General features: G+C 65.5%; 15 protein-coding genes. 9 read left to right on the top strand and 6 right to left on the bottom strand.

Features of this window, described 5'->3' with window-relative positions; all coding sequences use genetic code 11:
- Positions 1–45: 45 nt before the first annotated feature.
- Genes L284_RS26550 through L284_RS26520 form a run of 7 tightly spaced genes read left to right on the top strand, consistent with a single transcriptional unit; the run spans position 46 to position 5,908 of the window.
- Entirely contained in the window at positions 46–534 is a 489-nt protein-coding gene (locus L284_RS26550) for an SRPBCC domain-containing protein (RefSeq protein ID WP_013849881.1), read from the top strand.
- A complete protein-coding gene (locus tag L284_RS26545) occupies positions 531–908 on the top strand; it encodes a hypothetical protein (RefSeq protein WP_009824022.1) in 378 nt (125 codons plus the stop codon). The genes L284_RS26550 and L284_RS26545 overlap by 4 nt, the downstream gene beginning before the upstream one ends.
- A gap of 47 nt (positions 909–955) precedes the next feature.
- Positions 956–1,369 (top strand): hypothetical protein, encoded by a 414-nt coding sequence (locus L284_RS26540; protein WP_004212881.1) that lies wholly within the window; start codon positions 956–958, stop codon positions 1,367–1,369.
- Between the two features lie 3 nt (positions 1,370–1,372).
- A complete protein-coding gene (locus L284_RS26535) occupies positions 1,373–2,059 on the top strand; it encodes a ZIP family metal transporter (protein WP_004212882.1) in 687 nt (228 codons plus the stop codon).
- On the top strand, positions 2,056–2,664 hold the full coding sequence (locus L284_RS26530) for a cation transporter (RefSeq protein ID WP_021232294.1): 609 nt from the start codon (positions 2,056–2,058) through the stop codon (positions 2,662–2,664). Before L284_RS26535 ends, L284_RS26530 begins: the two co-directional genes overlap by 4 nt.
- Positions 2,661–5,162, top strand: a complete 2,502-nt coding sequence (locus L284_RS26525) for a heavy metal translocating P-type ATPase (protein WP_021232293.1) — start codon at positions 2,661–2,663, stop codon at positions 5,160–5,162. The genes L284_RS26530 and L284_RS26525 overlap by 4 nt, the downstream gene beginning before the upstream one ends.
- Positions 5,159–5,908 carry an HAD-IIB family hydrolase gene (locus tag L284_RS26520; protein ID WP_004212890.1) on the top strand — a complete coding sequence of 250 codons (750 nt, stop codon included), beginning with the start codon at positions 5,159–5,161 and terminating at the stop codon, positions 5,906–5,908. Before L284_RS26525 ends, L284_RS26520 begins: the two co-directional genes overlap by 4 nt.
- Before the next feature lie 196 nt (positions 5,909–6,104).
- Here the strand turns inward: L284_RS26520 and L284_RS26515 are convergent, their stop codons facing one another.
- Positions 6,105–8,996 (bottom strand): Tn3 family transposase, encoded by a 2,892-nt coding sequence (locus L284_RS26515; RefSeq protein ID WP_021232292.1) that lies wholly within the window; start codon positions 8,994–8,996, stop codon positions 6,105–6,107.
- Between the two features lie 125 nt (positions 8,997–9,121).
- On the opposite strand from L284_RS26515, the gene L284_RS26510 reads away from it, so the two are divergent.
- Positions 9,122–9,742, top strand: coding sequence for a recombinase family protein (locus L284_RS26510; RefSeq protein ID WP_008832583.1), 621 nt, complete (start codon positions 9,122–9,124; stop codon positions 9,740–9,742).
- 2 nt (positions 9,743–9,744) lie between these two features.
- Complete coding sequence (locus L284_RS26505) at positions 9,745–10,269, top strand: GNAT family N-acetyltransferase (protein ID WP_011607966.1); 525 nt, start codon at positions 9,745–9,747, stop codon at positions 10,267–10,269.
- A gap of 66 nt (positions 10,270–10,335) precedes the next feature.
- On the opposite strand, the gene L284_RS26500 is transcribed toward L284_RS26505, so the two are convergent.
- The 5 genes from L284_RS26500 to L284_RS26480 form a co-directional block, all read right to left on the bottom strand.
- Positions 10,336–11,598, bottom strand: a complete 1,263-nt coding sequence (locus L284_RS26500; RefSeq protein ID WP_007683327.1) for a hypothetical protein — start codon at positions 11,596–11,598, stop codon at positions 10,336–10,338.
- Between the two features lie 281 nt (positions 11,599–11,879).
- Complete coding sequence (locus L284_RS26495) at positions 11,880–12,284, bottom strand: copper-binding protein (RefSeq protein WP_007406376.1); 405 nt, start codon at positions 12,282–12,284, stop codon at positions 11,880–11,882.
- A complete protein-coding gene (locus tag L284_RS26490) occupies positions 12,281–15,424 on the bottom strand; it encodes an efflux RND transporter permease subunit (RefSeq protein ID WP_007406408.1) in 3,144 nt (1,047 codons plus the stop codon). Before L284_RS26490 ends, L284_RS26495 begins: the two co-directional genes overlap by 4 nt.
- Positions 15,421–16,911 carry an efflux RND transporter periplasmic adaptor subunit gene (locus L284_RS26485; RefSeq protein ID WP_021232291.1) on the bottom strand — a complete coding sequence of 497 codons (1,491 nt, stop codon included), beginning with the start codon at positions 16,909–16,911 and terminating at the stop codon, positions 15,421–15,423. The genes L284_RS26490 and L284_RS26485 overlap by 4 nt, the downstream gene beginning before the upstream one ends.
- Positions 16,908–17,537 (bottom strand): TolC family protein (locus L284_RS26480; RefSeq protein ID WP_021232290.1); only part of this gene is annotated, 630 nt, incomplete at its 5' end. The genes L284_RS26480 and L284_RS26485, both read right to left, overlap by 4 nt.

Below are 17,537 nucleotides of genomic sequence, written 5' to 3'. Positions count from 1 at the left end.
CGGGGCGATCCGCGATCGCCCCGCCCATCTCTGGGAGATGGGGATATGCCTCGCACCATAACCAGCTCGATGCTTCACGGCGGGCCACTGCGCATCTGGTCGGCACTCACCGATCCGGATCATCGCCGGGCGTGGAGTCCGCTCGTATTTCTCGATGATCCGTCCCGGCTCGGCGACACAGAATGCACCTTTGCGATCCAGGGCATCACCCGGCCAATTCGGACGCCAGCACGGATTGATCGATTCGATAAACCGCACGCCTTCGCTTGGTCCTGCGGCATCCCCTATCTGTTCACGCTCGAAGAGCGGTACGAGCTGGCGGGGGACGATGGCGGCACCAGGCTAACGCATAGCTGCACGCTGCGCGGGGCGCTCTCCCTGCCGTTCGCGGCGATGATGTTGCGCCGCCTGCGATCCCTGATGGTCGAATCTGACGATCGCCTCGCAACCTATCTCCGCTGGCGGGTAGGTCAGCCTGCCCGGGCTATCAATCGTCAGCGCGTCCCCTTCCGCTGCAGGAGGAAGGCGCGATGATGATGCACTGTAAGCGGGTGCTGCCCGCCGTCATCCTCGTTGTCGGGCTCGCGGCGTGCTCGGAAAGAAAGCCGCCAGCCCCGCCAACGGAGCAGCAGATCCATTCGTCCGACAGCGCCGTGGCGACCGGGGAAATGGGGCGGCATAGATATCGCTGTTCCGACGGGGAACCGCTGTTCGTCGATTACAAGGACAACGGCCTGCAGATCGATTTGCGGCGCTCCAACGGGGGACCGCCGATGATGCTGACCGCGCCAGCGCAGGGCCTGCAATATGTCGGCGAAACAGCCACCGCGACCTTCAAGGGGTCGCAGCTCACCATCGTGGAAGGCGATGGCCGTACCCGGATCTGCGAGCAGGAAGGCACGCGATGAACTGCCCTGCCTTCGAACGCCACAGGGCGCTTCGTCGGAAGAGACCGATGTCTGACACGTCGATTTCAAATGTGACAACCTTGTGCGGCCTGAATCGGGCCGGTCTGGCGATCGCGCGCCTCGGCGTCGTTCTCGTCTCCGGGGCGGTTATAGGGGCGTGTAATCCAGCGCCGACCCAGCCTACCGAGCCGGCGCATGAAAAGCATCTGACGTCGAAACTAATCGCGCAGCGCATCATGTACTGCGACGACGGCACACGCGCCGATGTCGACTTCATCGATGACGGCTTGAAAATGGCCGTCACCTGGCTGCCGAAGGGCAGGACCGAGATCCTGCGCGCGCAGCGAACCGGTGACGAGTTTCGCGGCGACCATTCGCGGGCTGTCGTGGCGGGCGGATCGATCGCGTTCACGCGACGCGGGAAGATCCGCGTCTGCCACCGAACCCCGGAGGAGTCCTAGGAAATGCAGGCACTGCTCTATACGCTTGCGCCTGTGCTGGCGGTCGTGCTCGGCGCGATTGTCGCGAGCCGCACCAAGTTGAAACCTGGCCTCGTGGCGGGCCTACAGCATCTCGCTGCCGGCGTCGTGTTCGCGGCGGCAGCGACCGAAATCCTGCCGCAGGTCAAGCATGAGGCATCGCCCAGCGCGACGTTGATCGGCGGGGCGGCGGGCGTCGCGACCATGCTGGGGCTCAAGGCTCTTGAGGCCCGCTTCAAGGGGCCGATGGCGCTACTCGCCGCGATCGGCATCGACATTCTGGTCGACGGCCTGGTGCTCGGCCTCGCTTTCGTGGCGGGCGAGAAGGCAGGTCTCCTGCTGACGATCGCGCTCACTCTGGAAGTGTTATTTCTGGGACTGACGCTGACCGACGAGCTGGCGGAAACCTATCGCTCGCGCTTGCGCATCATCGTGATCGTCTCGGCATTGGCCCTGCTGCTGCCGATCGGCGCGCTCGCTGCCGTGCCGGTCGCCGCGCTGTCGCCGGTGATGATCGCCGGCTTCCTCAGCTTCGGGCTGATGGCGCTGCTCTACCTCGTCACGGAGGAGTTGCTGGTCGAGGCGCACGAGAAACCCGACACCCCGCTCATCAGCTCGATGTTTTTCGTCGGCTTCCTGGCCCTGCTGACACTTGAGGAGATGATGGGATGATCCCGGGCAACGACAACAATGGCGGGCAGGAGCGCCGCACACTGTGGATCGTCCTGCTGCTGAACGCGGCGATCGCTGCGGGCTTCTTCGTTTCCGGCTTCTTCGCGGACTCGAGCGCGCTGATCGCCAACGGCGTCGACAACCTGTCCGATACGGCTGTGTATGCGCTGAGCCTTGTGGCGCTCACCCGGGGCCAGACATGGAAGACACGCGCCGCGGTCGCTTCGGGCGTCATGCTGCTGATCTTCGCGGGCGGCATCTTGATCGATGTCGGACGGCGCTACGTGCGGGGCAGCGAGCCCATCGGACCTACCATGATGGTCATGTCCGCGATCGCCGGCGTCGTGAATTACCTCTGCCTGCGGCTGCTCCAGCGCCTCAAGGATCCGGACGTCAATCTCCGGGCCGCAACCACCTTCAGCTTCAACGACTTCATTTCCAACGGCGGCATCCTGATCGCCGGCGTGCTGGTGCTGTGGTTGGGTACCAATTGGCCGGACCTGCTGGTCGGCTTCGCCACCGCCATCATCGCCATCAAGGGCGGTGTCGAAATCCTGCGCGACGCGCGCGCCGAAACCAAGAAAAGCGAAAGGAGGTCGTCATGAACGACAAGCTCGAACTCGACATTCCAGTGTTGTTGCCGGACCTTCCTGACGCGGCCGATGCCTGCCTGGACCGTCTCGTATCAACCCTGTCAAAGCGCGAAGGTGTCGAGCGGGCGCATGTGATCTGTCTCGACGGCAACACGCCAGCGGCGCTGTGCATCCATTTCGATGCCGCCAAGCTGCCGCTGCCACGGTTGCGCGAAATGGTGCGCGCCGCAGGTGCCGAAATCACCGAGCGCTACGGCCATGCGATCTGGCAGGTGACGGGGATCAACCACGAACGTCGGGCGCGCACGGTCAGCGATGCGCTGTGCGCCTTGCCCGGCGTGGTCCAGGCAAGCGCCAGCACCAGCGGGTCTGTCCGGGTCGAATATGATCGCCGCGAAACCACCGAAGAGGAGGTGCGCGCTGCGCTTCGCAAGCTGAAGGTGAGGGTGGGCAAGCGGGTCGCTGCCGATGAACATGCCGGCCACGACCACGGCCCCGGGGGCCACGGCGCGGGCGAAGAGAAGCACGGCCCCGGCGATGGCCACGACCATAGCCACGCCGAATTTCTCGGCCCCAATACCGAGCTGATCTTCGCGCTCGCCTGTGGCGCGCTGCTGGGGATCGGCTACGCGATCGAGAGGCTGGTCGCTGGCGCGCCCGAATGGCTGCCGACCGCCTGCTATATCGCAGCCTATTTCTTCGGCGGATTCTTCACGCTGCGCGAGGCGATCGACAACCTCCGGATGAAGAAGTTCGAGATCGACACGCTGATGTTGGTCGCTGCGGCCGGCGCCGCTGCGCTGGGCGCATGGGCCGAAGGTGCGCTGCTGCTGTTCCTGTTCAGCCTCGGCCATGCGCTTGAGCATTATGCAATGGGCCGCGCCAAGAAGGCGATCGAGGCGCTGGCGAAGCTCGCGCCCGAAACCGCGACCGTGCGACGCGGCGGGCAGACCAGCGAAATCCCGGTCGAGCAGATGGTCGTCGGGGACATTGCCATCGTCCGCCCGAACGAGCGCCTGCCTGCCGACGGCTTCGTCATCAAGGGCACCAGCGCGATCAACCAGGCCCCGGTCACGGGTGAAAGCATCCCGGTCGACAAGGTGCCGGTCGCAGATGCCGCAGCGGCACGCGCCAAGTCCGATGCAGTCGACGCGGAAAGCCGGGTTTTTGCTGGTACGATCAACGGCGGCGGCGCGATCGAGATCGAGGTGACACGCCGTTCCAATGAAAGCGCGCTTGCCAAGGTCGTGAAGATGGTGAGCGAAGCGGAGACGCAGAAGTCGCCGACGCAGCGCTTCACCGACCGGTTCGAACGGATCTTCGTGCCCGCCGTCCTGGTCCTGTCAGTGCTCCTGCTGTTCGCATGGGTGGTCGTCGACGAGCCGTTCCGCGACAGCTTCTATCGCGCGATGGCGGTGCTGGTGGCGGCAAGCCCGTGCGCGCTCGCGATCGCAACGCCGAGCGCGGTCCTGTCGGGCGTTGCCCGTGCAGCGCGGGGCGGCGTGCTCGTGAAGGGCGGTGCACCGCTCGAAAACCTCGGGTCGCTCAAAGCGATCGCTTTCGACAAGACGGGCACGCTGACCGAAGGTCGTCCGCGCATCACTGATGTCGTGCCCGTCGATGGCGCCGATGAAGGCGAGTTGCTGGCGCTGGCTGTCGCCGTCGAAGCGTTGAGCGACCATCCCCTGGCCCAAGCGATCGTCAAGGACGGCCGCGAACGTCTGAACGATCGTGCCGTGCCGACTGCCGGCGACCTCAAGAGCCTGACCGGTCGGGGCGTCACCGCGAGCGTGGATGGCGAGACGGTGTGGATCGGCAAGGCCGAGATGTTCGGAAGTGAGGGCATTCCGGCGCTGGGGCAGGGCGCGCAGGACGCAATCGCGAAGCTGCGCGAGAACGGCCGCACGACAATGGTGGTCCGCAAGGGGGACCGCGACCTGGGCGCGATCGGCCTGATGGACACGCCTCGCGAAGCTGCCAAGACCGCGTTGCGTCGGCTGCACGAGATGGGCGTGTCGCGGATGATAATGATCTCCGGCGATCACCAGAAAGTCGCCGAAGCGATCGCCGACGAAGTCGGGATCGACGAAGCGTGGGGCGACCTCATGCCCGAAGACAAGGTTGCCGCGATCAAGAAGCTCGCCGGCGAAGACAAGGTCGCGATGGTGGGCGACGGCGTGAACGATGCGCCGGCGATGGCAAGCGCCACGGTCGGCATCGCGATGGGCGCGGCGGGGTCGGACGTTGCGCTGGAGACAGCCGACGTGGCGCTGATGGCCGACGATCTGGCGCACCTGCCATTCGCAGTCGGTCTTAGCCGCCATACCCGTGGAATCATCCGGCAGAACGTCTTCGTCAGCCTGGGTGTCGTCGCCTTCCTGGTGCCTGCTACCATCCTCGGCCTCGGCATTGGGCCAGCGGTGGCGGTTCATGAGGGATCGACGCTGCTCGTCGTCATCAATGCGCTCAGGCTGCTCGCCTACCGCGATCCGGCAGGGAAGGCGGCATGAAGTGGCTGATCGCCTTCGACCTCGACGGCACGCTTGCCGAGAGCAAGCGGCCGTTATCGGAGGATATGGCCGCAATCCTCGCCCGATTGCTCGCCATCACGGATGTGGCGGTGATCTCGGGCGGGGACTGGCCGCAGTTCGAAAAGCAGATCGCCTCGCGCCTTCCTGCCGGCGTCGCGCTCGACCGTCTCTGGTTGATGCCGACCACAGGCACGAAACTCTATCGGTTCATCAATGGCGCTTGGCGCGCGGTCTATGCCGAACTGTTCGACGACGCGGAGAAGGCGAAGATCCGCACGGCCTTCGATCAGGCGCTGACCGATGCCGGTCTCGCCGACGAACGTATCTGGGGCGAACGGATCGAGGACCGGGGCAGCCAGATCACCTTTTCGGGCCTGGGGCAGGCAGCGCCGCTGAAGGAAAAGGAAGCGTGGGATCCTGACCGAAAGAAGAGGACCGCGTTGCAGGCCACGTTGCGCGCGAAGCTGCCGGAGCTCTCGATCAATCTCGGTGGCACGACATCGATCGACGTGACCAGAGCAGGGATCGACAAGGGCTATGGCCTGAAGCGCCTGAGTGCCGAGAGCGGTGTCCCGCTCGACGGGATGCTGTTCATTGGGGATGCGATATTCCCCGGTGGGAATGACTATCCCGCTGCTGAAATCGGCCTCGACACAGTGAGGGTGCGCGACGTCGCGGAAACCACCGCCGTCGTGACCGCCATCATCGCGTGTCTGCACCGATAGGATCAAGATACATGGTCGGCTCCATCGCGGAATGCCGCATTGTCAAAGCTCTGGCTTCTGTCGCTTAGGGCAGCGCTTCCTAAAACGAAAAGAAGGCAATGTGCGCGTCTCCGCGAACAAAGCCTCCAGCGATCAATCTAAGAGATTCCGCCGCGCTTCTCAATCGTAGGGGGCGTTTGCGGGAGGGGGCGGAATCCTACGCTAAGGATTTGGGCCAGCGATATTCCCCGGTTAGATTGATGTGTTCCCATCCCAACGGCGAGACGTGGGCGAGTAGATCAGGCGCGATATGGGTACCGCTGGCGGCCCGGGTATTGACGACCTCGCCGAGCTTCATGGTGTTCCAGAATATGATGATGGCGGCGAGCAGGTTCATTCCGGCGATGCGATAGTGCTGGCCTTCGCCGGATCGATCCCGGATTTCACCTCGGCGGTGGAAGCTGATGGCGCGCTTTAGGGCGTGGTGGGCCTCACCCTTGTTGAGGCCGATCTGAGCCTGGCGCTGGAGGCCGGCATCAAGAATCCAGTCGATCATGAACAGGGTTCGCTCGATGCGGCCCACCTCTCGCAATGCGAGGGCCAGCTCATTCTGGCGCGGGTAAGAGGCGAGCTTGCGAAGAATCTGGCTGGGGGCGACGATCCCCGCTGCGATCGTCGCCATGATGCGCAGGATGTCGGGCCAGTTGCGCTCGATGAGCGGTTCATTGATCTTACCTCCGACCAGCGCTCGCACATTGGCCGGCGTCGCGTTGGGCGTGAAGGCATAGAGTCTTTTCTGAGGGAGATCGCGGATACGGGGGGCGAACCTGTAGCCGAGCAAGGCGCAGGCGGCGAACACATGATCGGTGAAGCCGCCCGTGTCGGCAAAATGCTGGCGAACGCGGCGGCCCGCGTCATTCATGAGCAGCCCGTCCAGGATATAGGGAGCCTCGCTGACCGTTGCCGGGATCACCTGGGTTGCGAACGGCGCATATTGATCGGACACATGGCTGTATCCCTTGAGGCCCGGGACGTTGCCATATTTCGCGTTGATCAGATTCATCGCCTCGCCCTGCTCGGTAGCAAGGAAGAACTGCCCGTCGCTGGATGCCGATTGCCCTTGTCCCCAGAAGGCGGCCATGGGCAGGGCGGCGTGGGCCTCCACGATCATGGCGAGCGCCCGATCATAGGCGCTGCCTTCGACATGCCAGCGCGCGATCCGCAGCAATTCCCAGAAGCTGTGCGTGTTGGTCGCCGCCGCCATCTTGCGCAAACCGAGATTGACGCCTTCCGCCAGCAACACGTTCATCAGGCCGATCCGGTCGCTGCAGGGCGCGCCGGTGCGCAGATGCGTGAACGCCTCGGAAAATCCGGTTCGCTCATCGACTTCCAGCAACAGATCGGTGATCCTCGCGGGCGGGAGCTGTTGATAGAGATCGAGCACGAGATCCTCGGCCCCTTCGGGCGTGTCGGCCCTCAGCTTGTCGATGTGCAGCTTGCCGTTCTCGATGATGCCGCCTGGGATCGTGCCGGTTCGCGCCGCGCGGCCAAACTCCTTCAGCCGTGTATCCAGTCGAGCCCTGCGCTCGGCCAGCCATTCGCCGGGTCGCAGCGGCACGGCGAGCCGCGCGGTCTGCTCTATCGCCTGTGGCGGGACCAGAAGCTGCTTGAGGTCGCCATAGCGGCGCGATCCCGCCAACCATATGTCACCGGACCGGAAGGCGTCGCGGATGTGGAACAGCACCGCGATTTCCCAAAGCCGGTGGTCGCCGCTGGGCTCAGCGCAAAGATGACGATGCCATTTCGAGTTGGGACGTAGAAAATCCACCGGCGGATCGACCTTGATCCCGTTACGCAGCATCGCAACGGCCGCCAGAAGAGGCGTGGCGATCGGCGCCGCCTGCATGTCGAGCAGGCGCAGCATCCTGGGCGCGTAGAGGCGGAAACGGTGATAGCCGTCCAGCACACGGCTGAGCGGGTCGGCCGCGAGCACGTTGGTCAGCGCGGAGGCCGTGGCGACAAGGGTTCTGAACCGTTCCCAGCCAGGCCCGGTGGCGATTATCCCGTCCAGGGCCGTGCCATCGTCCTGCGCTCCAAGCAAAGCACCACCGATTTCGGCAAAGGACTTCAGCGTGTCCCGAACGGCCGCCTTTTCGTCGGCGATCCTGGTGTTGCAAAGGCGTTCGGAGGCCCGATAGAGACGGCCTACGATGTCATCGTGGGTCTCCACGATGACATCGGCCAGCGATGACCGCCATTCCAGGGTGCAGACAGCGAGGATCGCAAGCCGCCTGTCTTCGGGCAGATCACGCATGCCGTCGGCATAATAGCGCTCGCCCTGCCGGCGAAGCCGGGTCACACGATGCGCCGGCACGCCGTCCAGCAAATCCGCCGGAAGATCGAACCTTTGAAGATATTCCAGTCGATCCATCAGCCGGTTAGCGGCTGCTGAATTTGCGCCAACCTCGAACTGTCGCAGCCATACGAAGCGCGTGACGCGACCATCCACCGTATCCTCCAACAGGTGAGCCAAATTCTCGCTCAGGGTTGGCGTGATGCGATGGGCGATAAGATCCTCGATCCGGCGCTCGGCCTCAACCAGCGCATCGGCGCAAAGGCGCTCGATCGTCGAGGAGCCGGGAAGGATCGTGCGGGTGCGGCGACACTCCGCAACGAAGCGACGGGCAAGATCCTCATTCGATGTCGCCGCCTCGGCTTCCCGAGCGATCCATTCGCGCAAATCCCGTGCGCCCCGCCCCGAAAAGGAGCGATAGCCGTAGATTCGGCGAAGGTCCGCCAGATGCTCGTGCCGGGTCTCCTCGCGCGCGGCATAGAGGAGTAGATCGTCGCTGGTCAGGCCGAGCTGGGCCGCGATGAAATCCGATACCTGCGCCGGGATCAACTCGCCAGGAGCGAGCACCCGGCCCGGGTAGCGCAGGACGCACAGTTGCAGCGCGAAGCCAAAACGATTGTGGGCGCGCCGGCGCTGGCGGATATGCCCGAGATCCTCATCGCTGAGGGTATAGTGCCGCAGCAGCTCACCTTGATCGACCGGCAAGTGAAGCAGCGCCTCGCGCTGTCGATCGGTCAGGGTCACGCGACGCGGCATACATGCTCCTTATTCTTTCCGAGCTACGGTTTGAGATAGCTTGATTGAGATGCTGGTTAAGATACACAATAGCCCAATCTTATGTGCTCATGTTCGTCACCGCCTCAAACCTTCGTTTGTGATCCATGCTGATCGGCTACGCCCGCGTGTCCAAAGCCGACGGCTCGCAGTCGCTCGACCTGCAGCACGATGCCCTTCGCGCTGCCGGTGTCGAGCCAGGCAATATCTATGATGATCGTGCATCCGGTAGCCGTGATGATCGCCCCGGTCTTGCCGCCTGCCTGAAATCGTTGCGCGACGGCGATGTCCTCATCGTTTGGAAGCTCGACCGGCTCGGCCGAACGCTCACCCACCTGGTCAGCACGGTGCAGAATCTGTCGGATCGCGGTATCGGTCTGCGGGTGCTCACCGGCAAGGGCGCGCAGATCGACACCACGACGCCATCGGGCCGGATGGTGTTCGGCATTTTTGCCACACTGGCGGAGTTTGAGCGGGATATGATCCGCGAGCGCACCATGGCTGGCCTGGCCGCTGCCCGCGCGCGGGGACGCAAGGGTGGCCGCAAGTTCGCCCTCTCCAAGGCCCAGGTGCGGCTCGCTCAGGCTGCTATGGCCCAACGCGACACGTCCGTTTCCGACCTCTGCAAGGAACTCGGGATCGAGCGCGTCACTCTCTACCGCTATGTCGGTCCCAACGGGGAACTCCGGGATTACGGTCAGCGCGTGCTTGCTGCCAAAACGCGATGATGATGACGGGAGCCCCGATCAAACTTACCCAAGCGGACGCCGCAGACGTTGCAGACCTGTACAACCGTTGCAGCGACTATTTCCTGTTGCAGGACGGGGCCGCGCCCACGCTGGACGATGCTCGCGAGCTTTTCTCCGATGTGCCGCCCGAAAAGAGCGCCCACAATCAAGCTGTCCTGGGATGGAAGGGGCCTGGCGGCCTATATGCAATCGCGGCCATCCTCCGCGATTATCCGCGTGATGGCACATGGTATCTCGGCTTCATGATCGTAGATGCCGCACAGCGTGGTCGTGGCGTCGGACGCTCAATTTACTCGACGGTCGAAAGCTGGGCCGCTGCGAGAGGTGCCACAGAGATTCGGTTGGCCGTGCTGGAAGCGAATGAAGCGGCAGAGCGATTTTGGCGTTCTCTCGGCTTCATTGAGTATCGGCGCGTTGGGCCAGACACCTTCAAAATGCGTAGCCATCGCCGGATAGAACTGAGCCGTCGCCTTTCTGGCGCGACCGTAGAAGGCAGCAACAAGTAAGATCTCGCGCCGGCTATCTGGGCGAGCTTGGCGTAGGATTCCGCCCCCTCCCGCAAACGCCCCCTTTCAGGGAAGGGGGCTTGAGATCGCCTTGATGGCCTTCAATCCCGTTCCAAAACGAGCGATCGCGTCCCTGTTTCTCTCCAGCTCGCCATAGGGCAGATAGGCGAAGTCGAGATCGGCAATACGGCTGAAAGCCGGGCGACGGAGTTGCGCGCGAACGTCCTGCTCGCGCGCATTCGGTGCGACCAGGAATAGCCCGGCGGCAGCGTGCAGATCGCTCCCCGACAGCGCCAGATCGAGCATGCGCACGATCCCCGAGTAGATCGAGGTCGAATGTTCAACCTCGAACGCGGCGGCGACGCCGTCGCCACCCTTCGCCAGCCACAACACGTCGATGAGGCGGATCGAGTCCGCTCCGGGAGAGGTCGCAATGGCGTCTGGAAGGCGCTCGAGGCATCCCTGTCCAAGCGGGCAGCCAGCGTGAAGTCGACCGCGGTCATTGGCGGCGATCCACACATCGTAACCGAGGGCATGGCCGAGGTCGCGCAGCCAGGCCTGGATTTCGGCGTGCGTGCGATCGGTTTCGCCCTGCGCGGCGGCTGTCTTGTCGAGCCGGCTTGCCTCCGCTCTGGCATGTTCCAATCTGCCGAGCCAGTCGTCGGCCGCCGTTGCGTCATCCTCCAGCGGTGGCGCGGGATAGCGGCCCGAGCCAATGTCGAACAACAGTCCGCCGATCGCGCCGAGATCGTTGGAGAGCAACTCGCGGTAACGGTCGTTGAGGTCGAGGATGCCGGCGCGCATGGCGAGAAAATGATCCCATGACCCGAGCTTCACCTTGGCGCCGGTGACGGCATTGTAGCCCTTGACGATCGCGGTATTGAAGGGCGGCACCAGCGTCGGGTGAAGGAAATAGAGCAGGTTGGCCGCCGCCGGCCCCAGCCCCTTGATCTTGAGCGCGTCTATGCTGCGGATGTGGCTGATGATCTCCTCGGCGGTATCGCAGCACGAGCAATTGTCGAGCAGGCGACCGAACGCCCGCTGGTTGTCCGGGCTTTCGTAGATGTCTGGAATGCGCAGCTTGGGCTTCCACAGCCAGGCATGGTCGGCGCCCTTGAAGATCTGCCGCTGTTCGGCGATCGAGTGGACAACCGTTTCCAGTGACGAGCCGCGATAGGCGACGCCGAACCGCCCACTTTCGATTTCTGCGACCACCTGCTGCAGCCCGCGACGGATGGAGCGGAAGTTTTTCAGCCGTTCGTCCCACAGAAACCAGGAGCGATAGGTGGCGCCGGGATCGTCTCGCCAACGACGGACAAGCTCGCTCACGAGATCATGATGTGTCGCGGGTAACAAGGTCATACTGGCTGGGTCATCTAAACTGGGCTCCTTGCCGTTCAGGCTATCGCGAGCAAGGGCGGCTTGCACGTTCAATGTGCGATCCGCGAAGCGTGCTCAAATTGTCGGTGATCGCGCAGGGAAACGCCGCTGGCATTGGGCGTTGCCGGTCGCAACCGTCGACCGGGCGCACAGCCAGGCAGACGGCCGGCACGGGCGTCGCCGCCCGGGAGCGGCGCCGCAACCAGCTTTTTCCGGTCGAACTTAGCGGATCACTGCTTTGCGATCGCGGTGACCTCGCCATCGCTGCCCTTGAGCGAGAGGTCGAAATCGACCTTGTCGCCGACCTTGACCGCATCGGTGATCGACGGCGCGGCCTTGAACGCCATCGTCATCGCGGGCCACTTGGCCTCCGGGATCGGACCATGATCGAGCGTGATCGTGCCTGCCGCCTTGTCGATCGCGGTGACGGTGCCATGGCCCTTGGCCTTGATCGCGGCGTTCGCGTCAGGCGCCATCGACATGTTGCCCATGTCGCCGCTCATGGTCGCGGCGGGCGCCGCCTCGTTGGTCTCAGTCGCAACGGGGGCCTCCGCCTTCTTGCCGCACGCGGCAGTCAGGGCGGCGAGGCCGAGGGCAATGGTCAGTCGTGCATGGTTCATCGTCTTCTCCTTCATGATGAAACGGGTTGAGGGATGGGATCGGTCTTGGGCCGGCGCAACAGCAGGTAGGCGGCGGGCAGGACGAACATTGAGAGCAAGGGCGCGGTCAGCATGCCGCCGATCATCGGCGCGGCAATCCGGCTCATGACCTCCGAACCCGCGCCTGATCCCAGCAGGATCGGCAGCAGGCCGGCCAGGATCACCGCCACCGTCATCGCCTTGGGACGGACGCGCAGCAGCGCGCCTTCGCGCACGGCGGCCTCGACCTCGGCAGCGTCCGGATGTGCGCCGCGCTCGGCCAGCGCGTTCTTGAGATAGATCAGCATCACCACCCCGAACTCGGCGGAGACGCCGGCGAGCGCGATGAACCCGACCCCGGTGGCGATCGACTGGTTGAACCCCAGCAGATAAAGCGTCCAGATGCCGCCGGTCAGCGCAAACGGCAGCGTCCCCATGATCAGCGCCGCCTCGTCGAAGCGGCCGAAGATGAGGTAGAGCAGCACGAAGATGATCAGCAGCGTCGCGGGCACGACCAGCTTCAAGCGGTCGACCGCGCGCTCGAGATATTCGAACTGGCCAGAGTAAGCGATGCTGACCCCAGGCGAGAGCCTGACCTGTTTCGCCACCGCACGCTGCAGATCGCCGACCACCGAGGCAAGATCGCGCCCGCGCACATCGACGTAGACCCAGGTCGAAGGCCGGGCATTCTCGGTCTTGAGCATCGGCGGTCCCTCGGCGATCGAGACGTTTGCCACGGTGCCCAAGGTGATCTGCTGGCCCGCGGGCGTCAGGATCGGTAGCGCCCGCAGCCTTTCGAGGCTGTCGCGCAATTCGCGCGGATAGCGCACGCTGATCGGATAGCGGGCGAGGCCCTCGACCGTCTCGCCGATCGTCTCGCCGCCGATCGCGCCGGAGACGATGGCCTGGACGTCGGCGATGTTGAGCCCGAACCGCGCGGCGGCGGCGCGGTCTATGTCGACATCGACATAGCGTCCGCCGGTCAGCCGCTCGGCGAGCGCCGAGCTGACGCCGGGCACGCTCCTGGCCACGGTCTCGACATCATGCGCGATGCGGTCGAGCTCGGCGAGGTCACTGCCCGACACCTTGACCCCGATCGGGCTCTTGATGCCCGTCGCGAGCATGTCGATGCGGTTGCGGATCGGCGGCACCCAGATATTGGCGAGACCCGGAAGCTTCACCCGGCGATCGAGCTCGTCGACAAGGCGTTCGGGCGTCATGCCCGACCGCCACTGGTCGCGGGGCTTGAATTGGATCGTCGTCTCGAACATTTCGAGCGGCGCGGGATCGGTCGCGGTCTCGGCGCGGCCGGCCTTGCCGAACACGCTTTCGACTTCGGGCACGGTCTTGATCAGGCGGTCGGTCTGCTGGAGCAGCTCACTCGCCTTGGCGGCCGAGAGGCCCGGCAGCGCCGAGGGCATGTAGAGCAGGTCGCCCTCGTCGAGATTGGGCATGAACTCGCCGCCGAGCCGGCTGAGCGGCCAGGCCGTGGTGGCGAACACCAGAGCCGCGATCAGCAGCACTGCCTTGGGCCGCTTCATCGTCCAGTCGATCGCGGGCCGGTAGATATTGGTGAGCCAGCGATTGACCGGATTGGCCTGCTCGGCCGGAATGCGGCCCCGGATCAGCCAGCCCATCAGGATCGGCACCAGGGTCACCGACAGGATCGCGGCCGCGCCCATCGCATAGGTCTTGGTGAAGGCGAGCGGCGCGAACAGCCGGCCTTCCTGCGCCTCCAGGGTGAAGACCGGAATGAACGACAGCGTGATGATCAGCAGGCTGAAGAACAGCGCCGGCCCGACCTCGGCCGCCGCCTCGGTGACGACGATCCAGCGCATCTCGCCATCGAGATGTCTGTCCGGGTGATCCTGCTCCCAGCGTTCGATCCTCTTGTGGGCGTTCTCGATCATGACGACCGCCGCATCCACCATCGCGCCGATGGCGATGGCGATGCCGCCCAGCGACATGATGTTGGCGTTCACCCCCTGGAACCGCATTACGACGAACGCGGCCAGCACACCGAGCGGCAAGGTCAGGATCGCGACCAGCGCCGAGCGGACGTGCCAGAGGAACAGGGCGCAGACCAATGCGACGACGATGAACTCCTCGACCAGCTTGCGGGTGAGGTTCTCGACCGCGCGATCGATCAGCTGCGAGCGGTCATAGACCGTGACCACCTCGACGCCCGGCGGCAGGCTTTTCCTGAGATCGGCGAGCTTGTCCTTGACCGCCGCGATGGTCTCACGGGCGTTCTTGCCTGACCGAAGAATAACGACGCCGCCGGCGACCTCGCCTTCGCCGTTCAGTTCGGCGATGCCGCGCCGCATCTCGGGGCCGACCTGGATCGTGGCGACATCGCCGAGCCGGACGGGCACGCCGCCCGCCGCAGTCTTGAGCGGGATTGCCCGGAAATCGTCGAGCGTTTTCAGATAGCCCGAGGCGCGGACCATATATTCGGCCTCGGCCATTTCCAGCACCGAGCCGCCGGCTTCCTGATTGGCTTGGCTGATCGCCTGCACTGCCTGGGCGTGGGTTACGCCGTAGGCCGCGAGCTTCACCGGATCGAGCAGCACCTGGTACTGCTTGACCATGCCGCCGATGCTGGCGACTTCGGCCACGCCGGTCACGGTCTTCAGCTCGTAGCGCAGGAACCAGTCCTGCAACCCGCGAAGCTGCGAGAGATCGTGCCGGCCGGTGCGGTCGACCAGCGCATATTCATAGACCCAGCCGACCCCGGTCGCGTCCGGCCCGAGCGCGCTGCGGGCGCTGGCCGGCAACCGACCCTGGACCTGGTTGAGATATTCGAGCACGCGGCTGCGCGCCCAGTAGAGATCGGTGCCGTCCTCGAAGATCACATAGACGAAGCTGTCGCCGAAGAAGCTATAGCCGCGCACCGTCTTGGCGCCGGGCACCGACAGCATGGTGGTGGTGAGCGGATAGGTGATCTGGTTCTCGACGATCTGCGGCGCCTGACCCGGATAGGAAGTGCGGATCACGACCTGCACGTCGGAAAGATCGGGCAGCGCGTCGATCGGGGTCGAGCGCACCGCCCACAGGCCCGCGCCGACCAGCGCGAGCATGCCGAGCACGACGAAGAAGCGGTTCCTCACCGACCAGCGGATGAGATGGGCGATCACTGGCCCGCCACCTTCGCCATATGCCGCAGCGTCGGTCCCGCCGGGGGCCGGTCGAACCCGAACCGGACCCGGTCACCCGCCTTGAAGCCGCGCGCGATGCCCGGATTGGCGAGCGCGAAGGTCATCGTCATCGCCGGCCAGTCGAGCGCGGGAACGGGCTCGTGGCTGAGCGTCACCGAATTGGCCGTGATCCGCTCGATCTTGCCCGTCGTCTCGTACAGCGTGGCTTTCGACGCTGGCGCGGCGATGGTCGCCGATGCCGCACCGCCGCCGATCGGCCGCGCCTCGATTCCCGACAGGCTCGCCTCGGAATCGATCAGGAACTGCCCCGAGACGACGACGTTCTCGCCGGGCGACAGGCCGGCAAGGATCTCGGTCTCGCCGCCTGCCTCGCGGCCGATGCGGACCTCGGCGGGATGATAGCGCCCGTCGCCTGCGGCCAGCATGACGAGCGTGCGCCTGCCCGTGCGGATCACCGCTTCGCTCGGCACCAGCAGCGCCGGCTTGGCATCGCCGCCAAGCGCGACGCTGGCGAACATGCCCGGCCGCAACCGGCCGTCCCGGTTGGGCAGCTCGATCCGCACGGTGAGCGTGCGGCTGTCGGCCTGCGTGGTCGGCAGGATCGCGATCACCCGGCCGGCGAAGCGCTCGCCGGGGAAGCCCGCCAGCGTGGTGCTGGCATTCTGGCCGACCCGGACATCGCCCGCGCGCGCTTCGGGCACCGCGGCATTGAGCCAGACGGTGCCGAGCCCGCTTACCTGGGCGAGCGTCTGGCCCATGGCGAGCGTCACGCTGGCACGGGCGTCGAGCGTCTGGATCGTGCCCGAGATCGGCGTCGTGATCGTCACCACGCCGTTCGGGCGTCCGCTCCGCTCGACGCTGGCGATGAGGCCGTCGGACATGCCCATCAGCCGCAGTCGCTGGCGCGCGGCCGCGGTGAGGTCGGGCTTGCCGAGCCGCCTGACGCTCAGATATTCGGTCTGCGCGCCGCCCCATTCGGGCAGGAGCAGGTCCGCGATCGGCGCGCCGGCGCGGACCACGTCCCCGGGCGCTCGCGCATAGACGCGGCTCACGAACCCGCCCGAACGCGCCTGGATGACGGCGACGTCGCGCTGGTTGAAGTCGATCGTGCCGGTGACCTCGAGGGCCGAGGCAAGGCTGCCCATCTTCGCCGCGACGACCCGCAATCCCAGGCTCTGCCGCGCGGCGGGATCGACGGCGACCGTGGGGGCCGCGCCGGCGCTTCCTCCGTCCGCGTATCGCGGCACGAGCTGCATATCCATGAAGGGCGACTTGCCGGGCTTGTCGAACTTCTGGTTGGGGAACATCGGATCGTACCAGTAAAGGACTTTGCCTGCCCCGGCGGGCGTGGTCGCCTCCGATTGCGGTGCCTGGCGATGGCCAGCCCAATAGCCTGTGCCGCCGGCCAGCAGCGCGACAGCCAGGATCGATGCGCCCCAGCGCAGCGCGGATTTATCGAGCGTCATGGCCGCTCCTCCCCATAGGTGATAGTGATGCGGACCGCGTCGCGCGCGACGTCGGCTTCGCGGTTGAGCGCCTCGACCTCGGCCTCCGCGAGCCCGAGCGTCGTGAGCAGCGCGGCGCCAAGGTCGAGCTTGCCGGCGCCATAGCTGTCGCGGTCGAGCTCGGCGCGGTGCCTGGCGAGTGGCACCAGCGTCTCGCGGGCATTGCGCAACCGGGAGAGATGCATGGCATGGTCTGCGAGATCGGCGTCGAGCTGCGCCACCAGCTCGCGGCGGATCGCCTCGCGGTCGAACCGACCCCCTTGCGCAAGGCTCTCGCTTGCAGCGATCCTGGGGTTCTGGCGCTTGCCGGCGAACAGCGGCAGGTCGATCGACACGCCGACCGAGGCCATGTCGCCGTACATGGGATCGCGCCGGCCATAGGTGACGCCGACCTTCCAGTCGGGGCGCTTGTCGGCGCGCGCGAGACGCACGTCCGCTTCGGCGACTGCGATCCGCGCGTCCTGCGCGCGCAGGGCGGGAAGCGCATCGATCCCGGCCCGCAGCCGGATCGGATCGACATCGAGCATCGGCGGGTCGCCCGTCGCCTGCGGGTCGGGGTCGCCGGTATAGCGCGCGAGCCGGGCCCG

The sequence above is a fragment of the Novosphingobium lindaniclasticum LE124 genome (assembly GCF_000445125.1).
Lineage (GTDB): Bacteria > Pseudomonadota > Alphaproteobacteria > Sphingomonadales > Sphingomonadaceae > Novosphingobium > Novosphingobium lindaniclasticum.
This window is presented reverse-complemented; position numbering and strand designations above follow the sequence as displayed.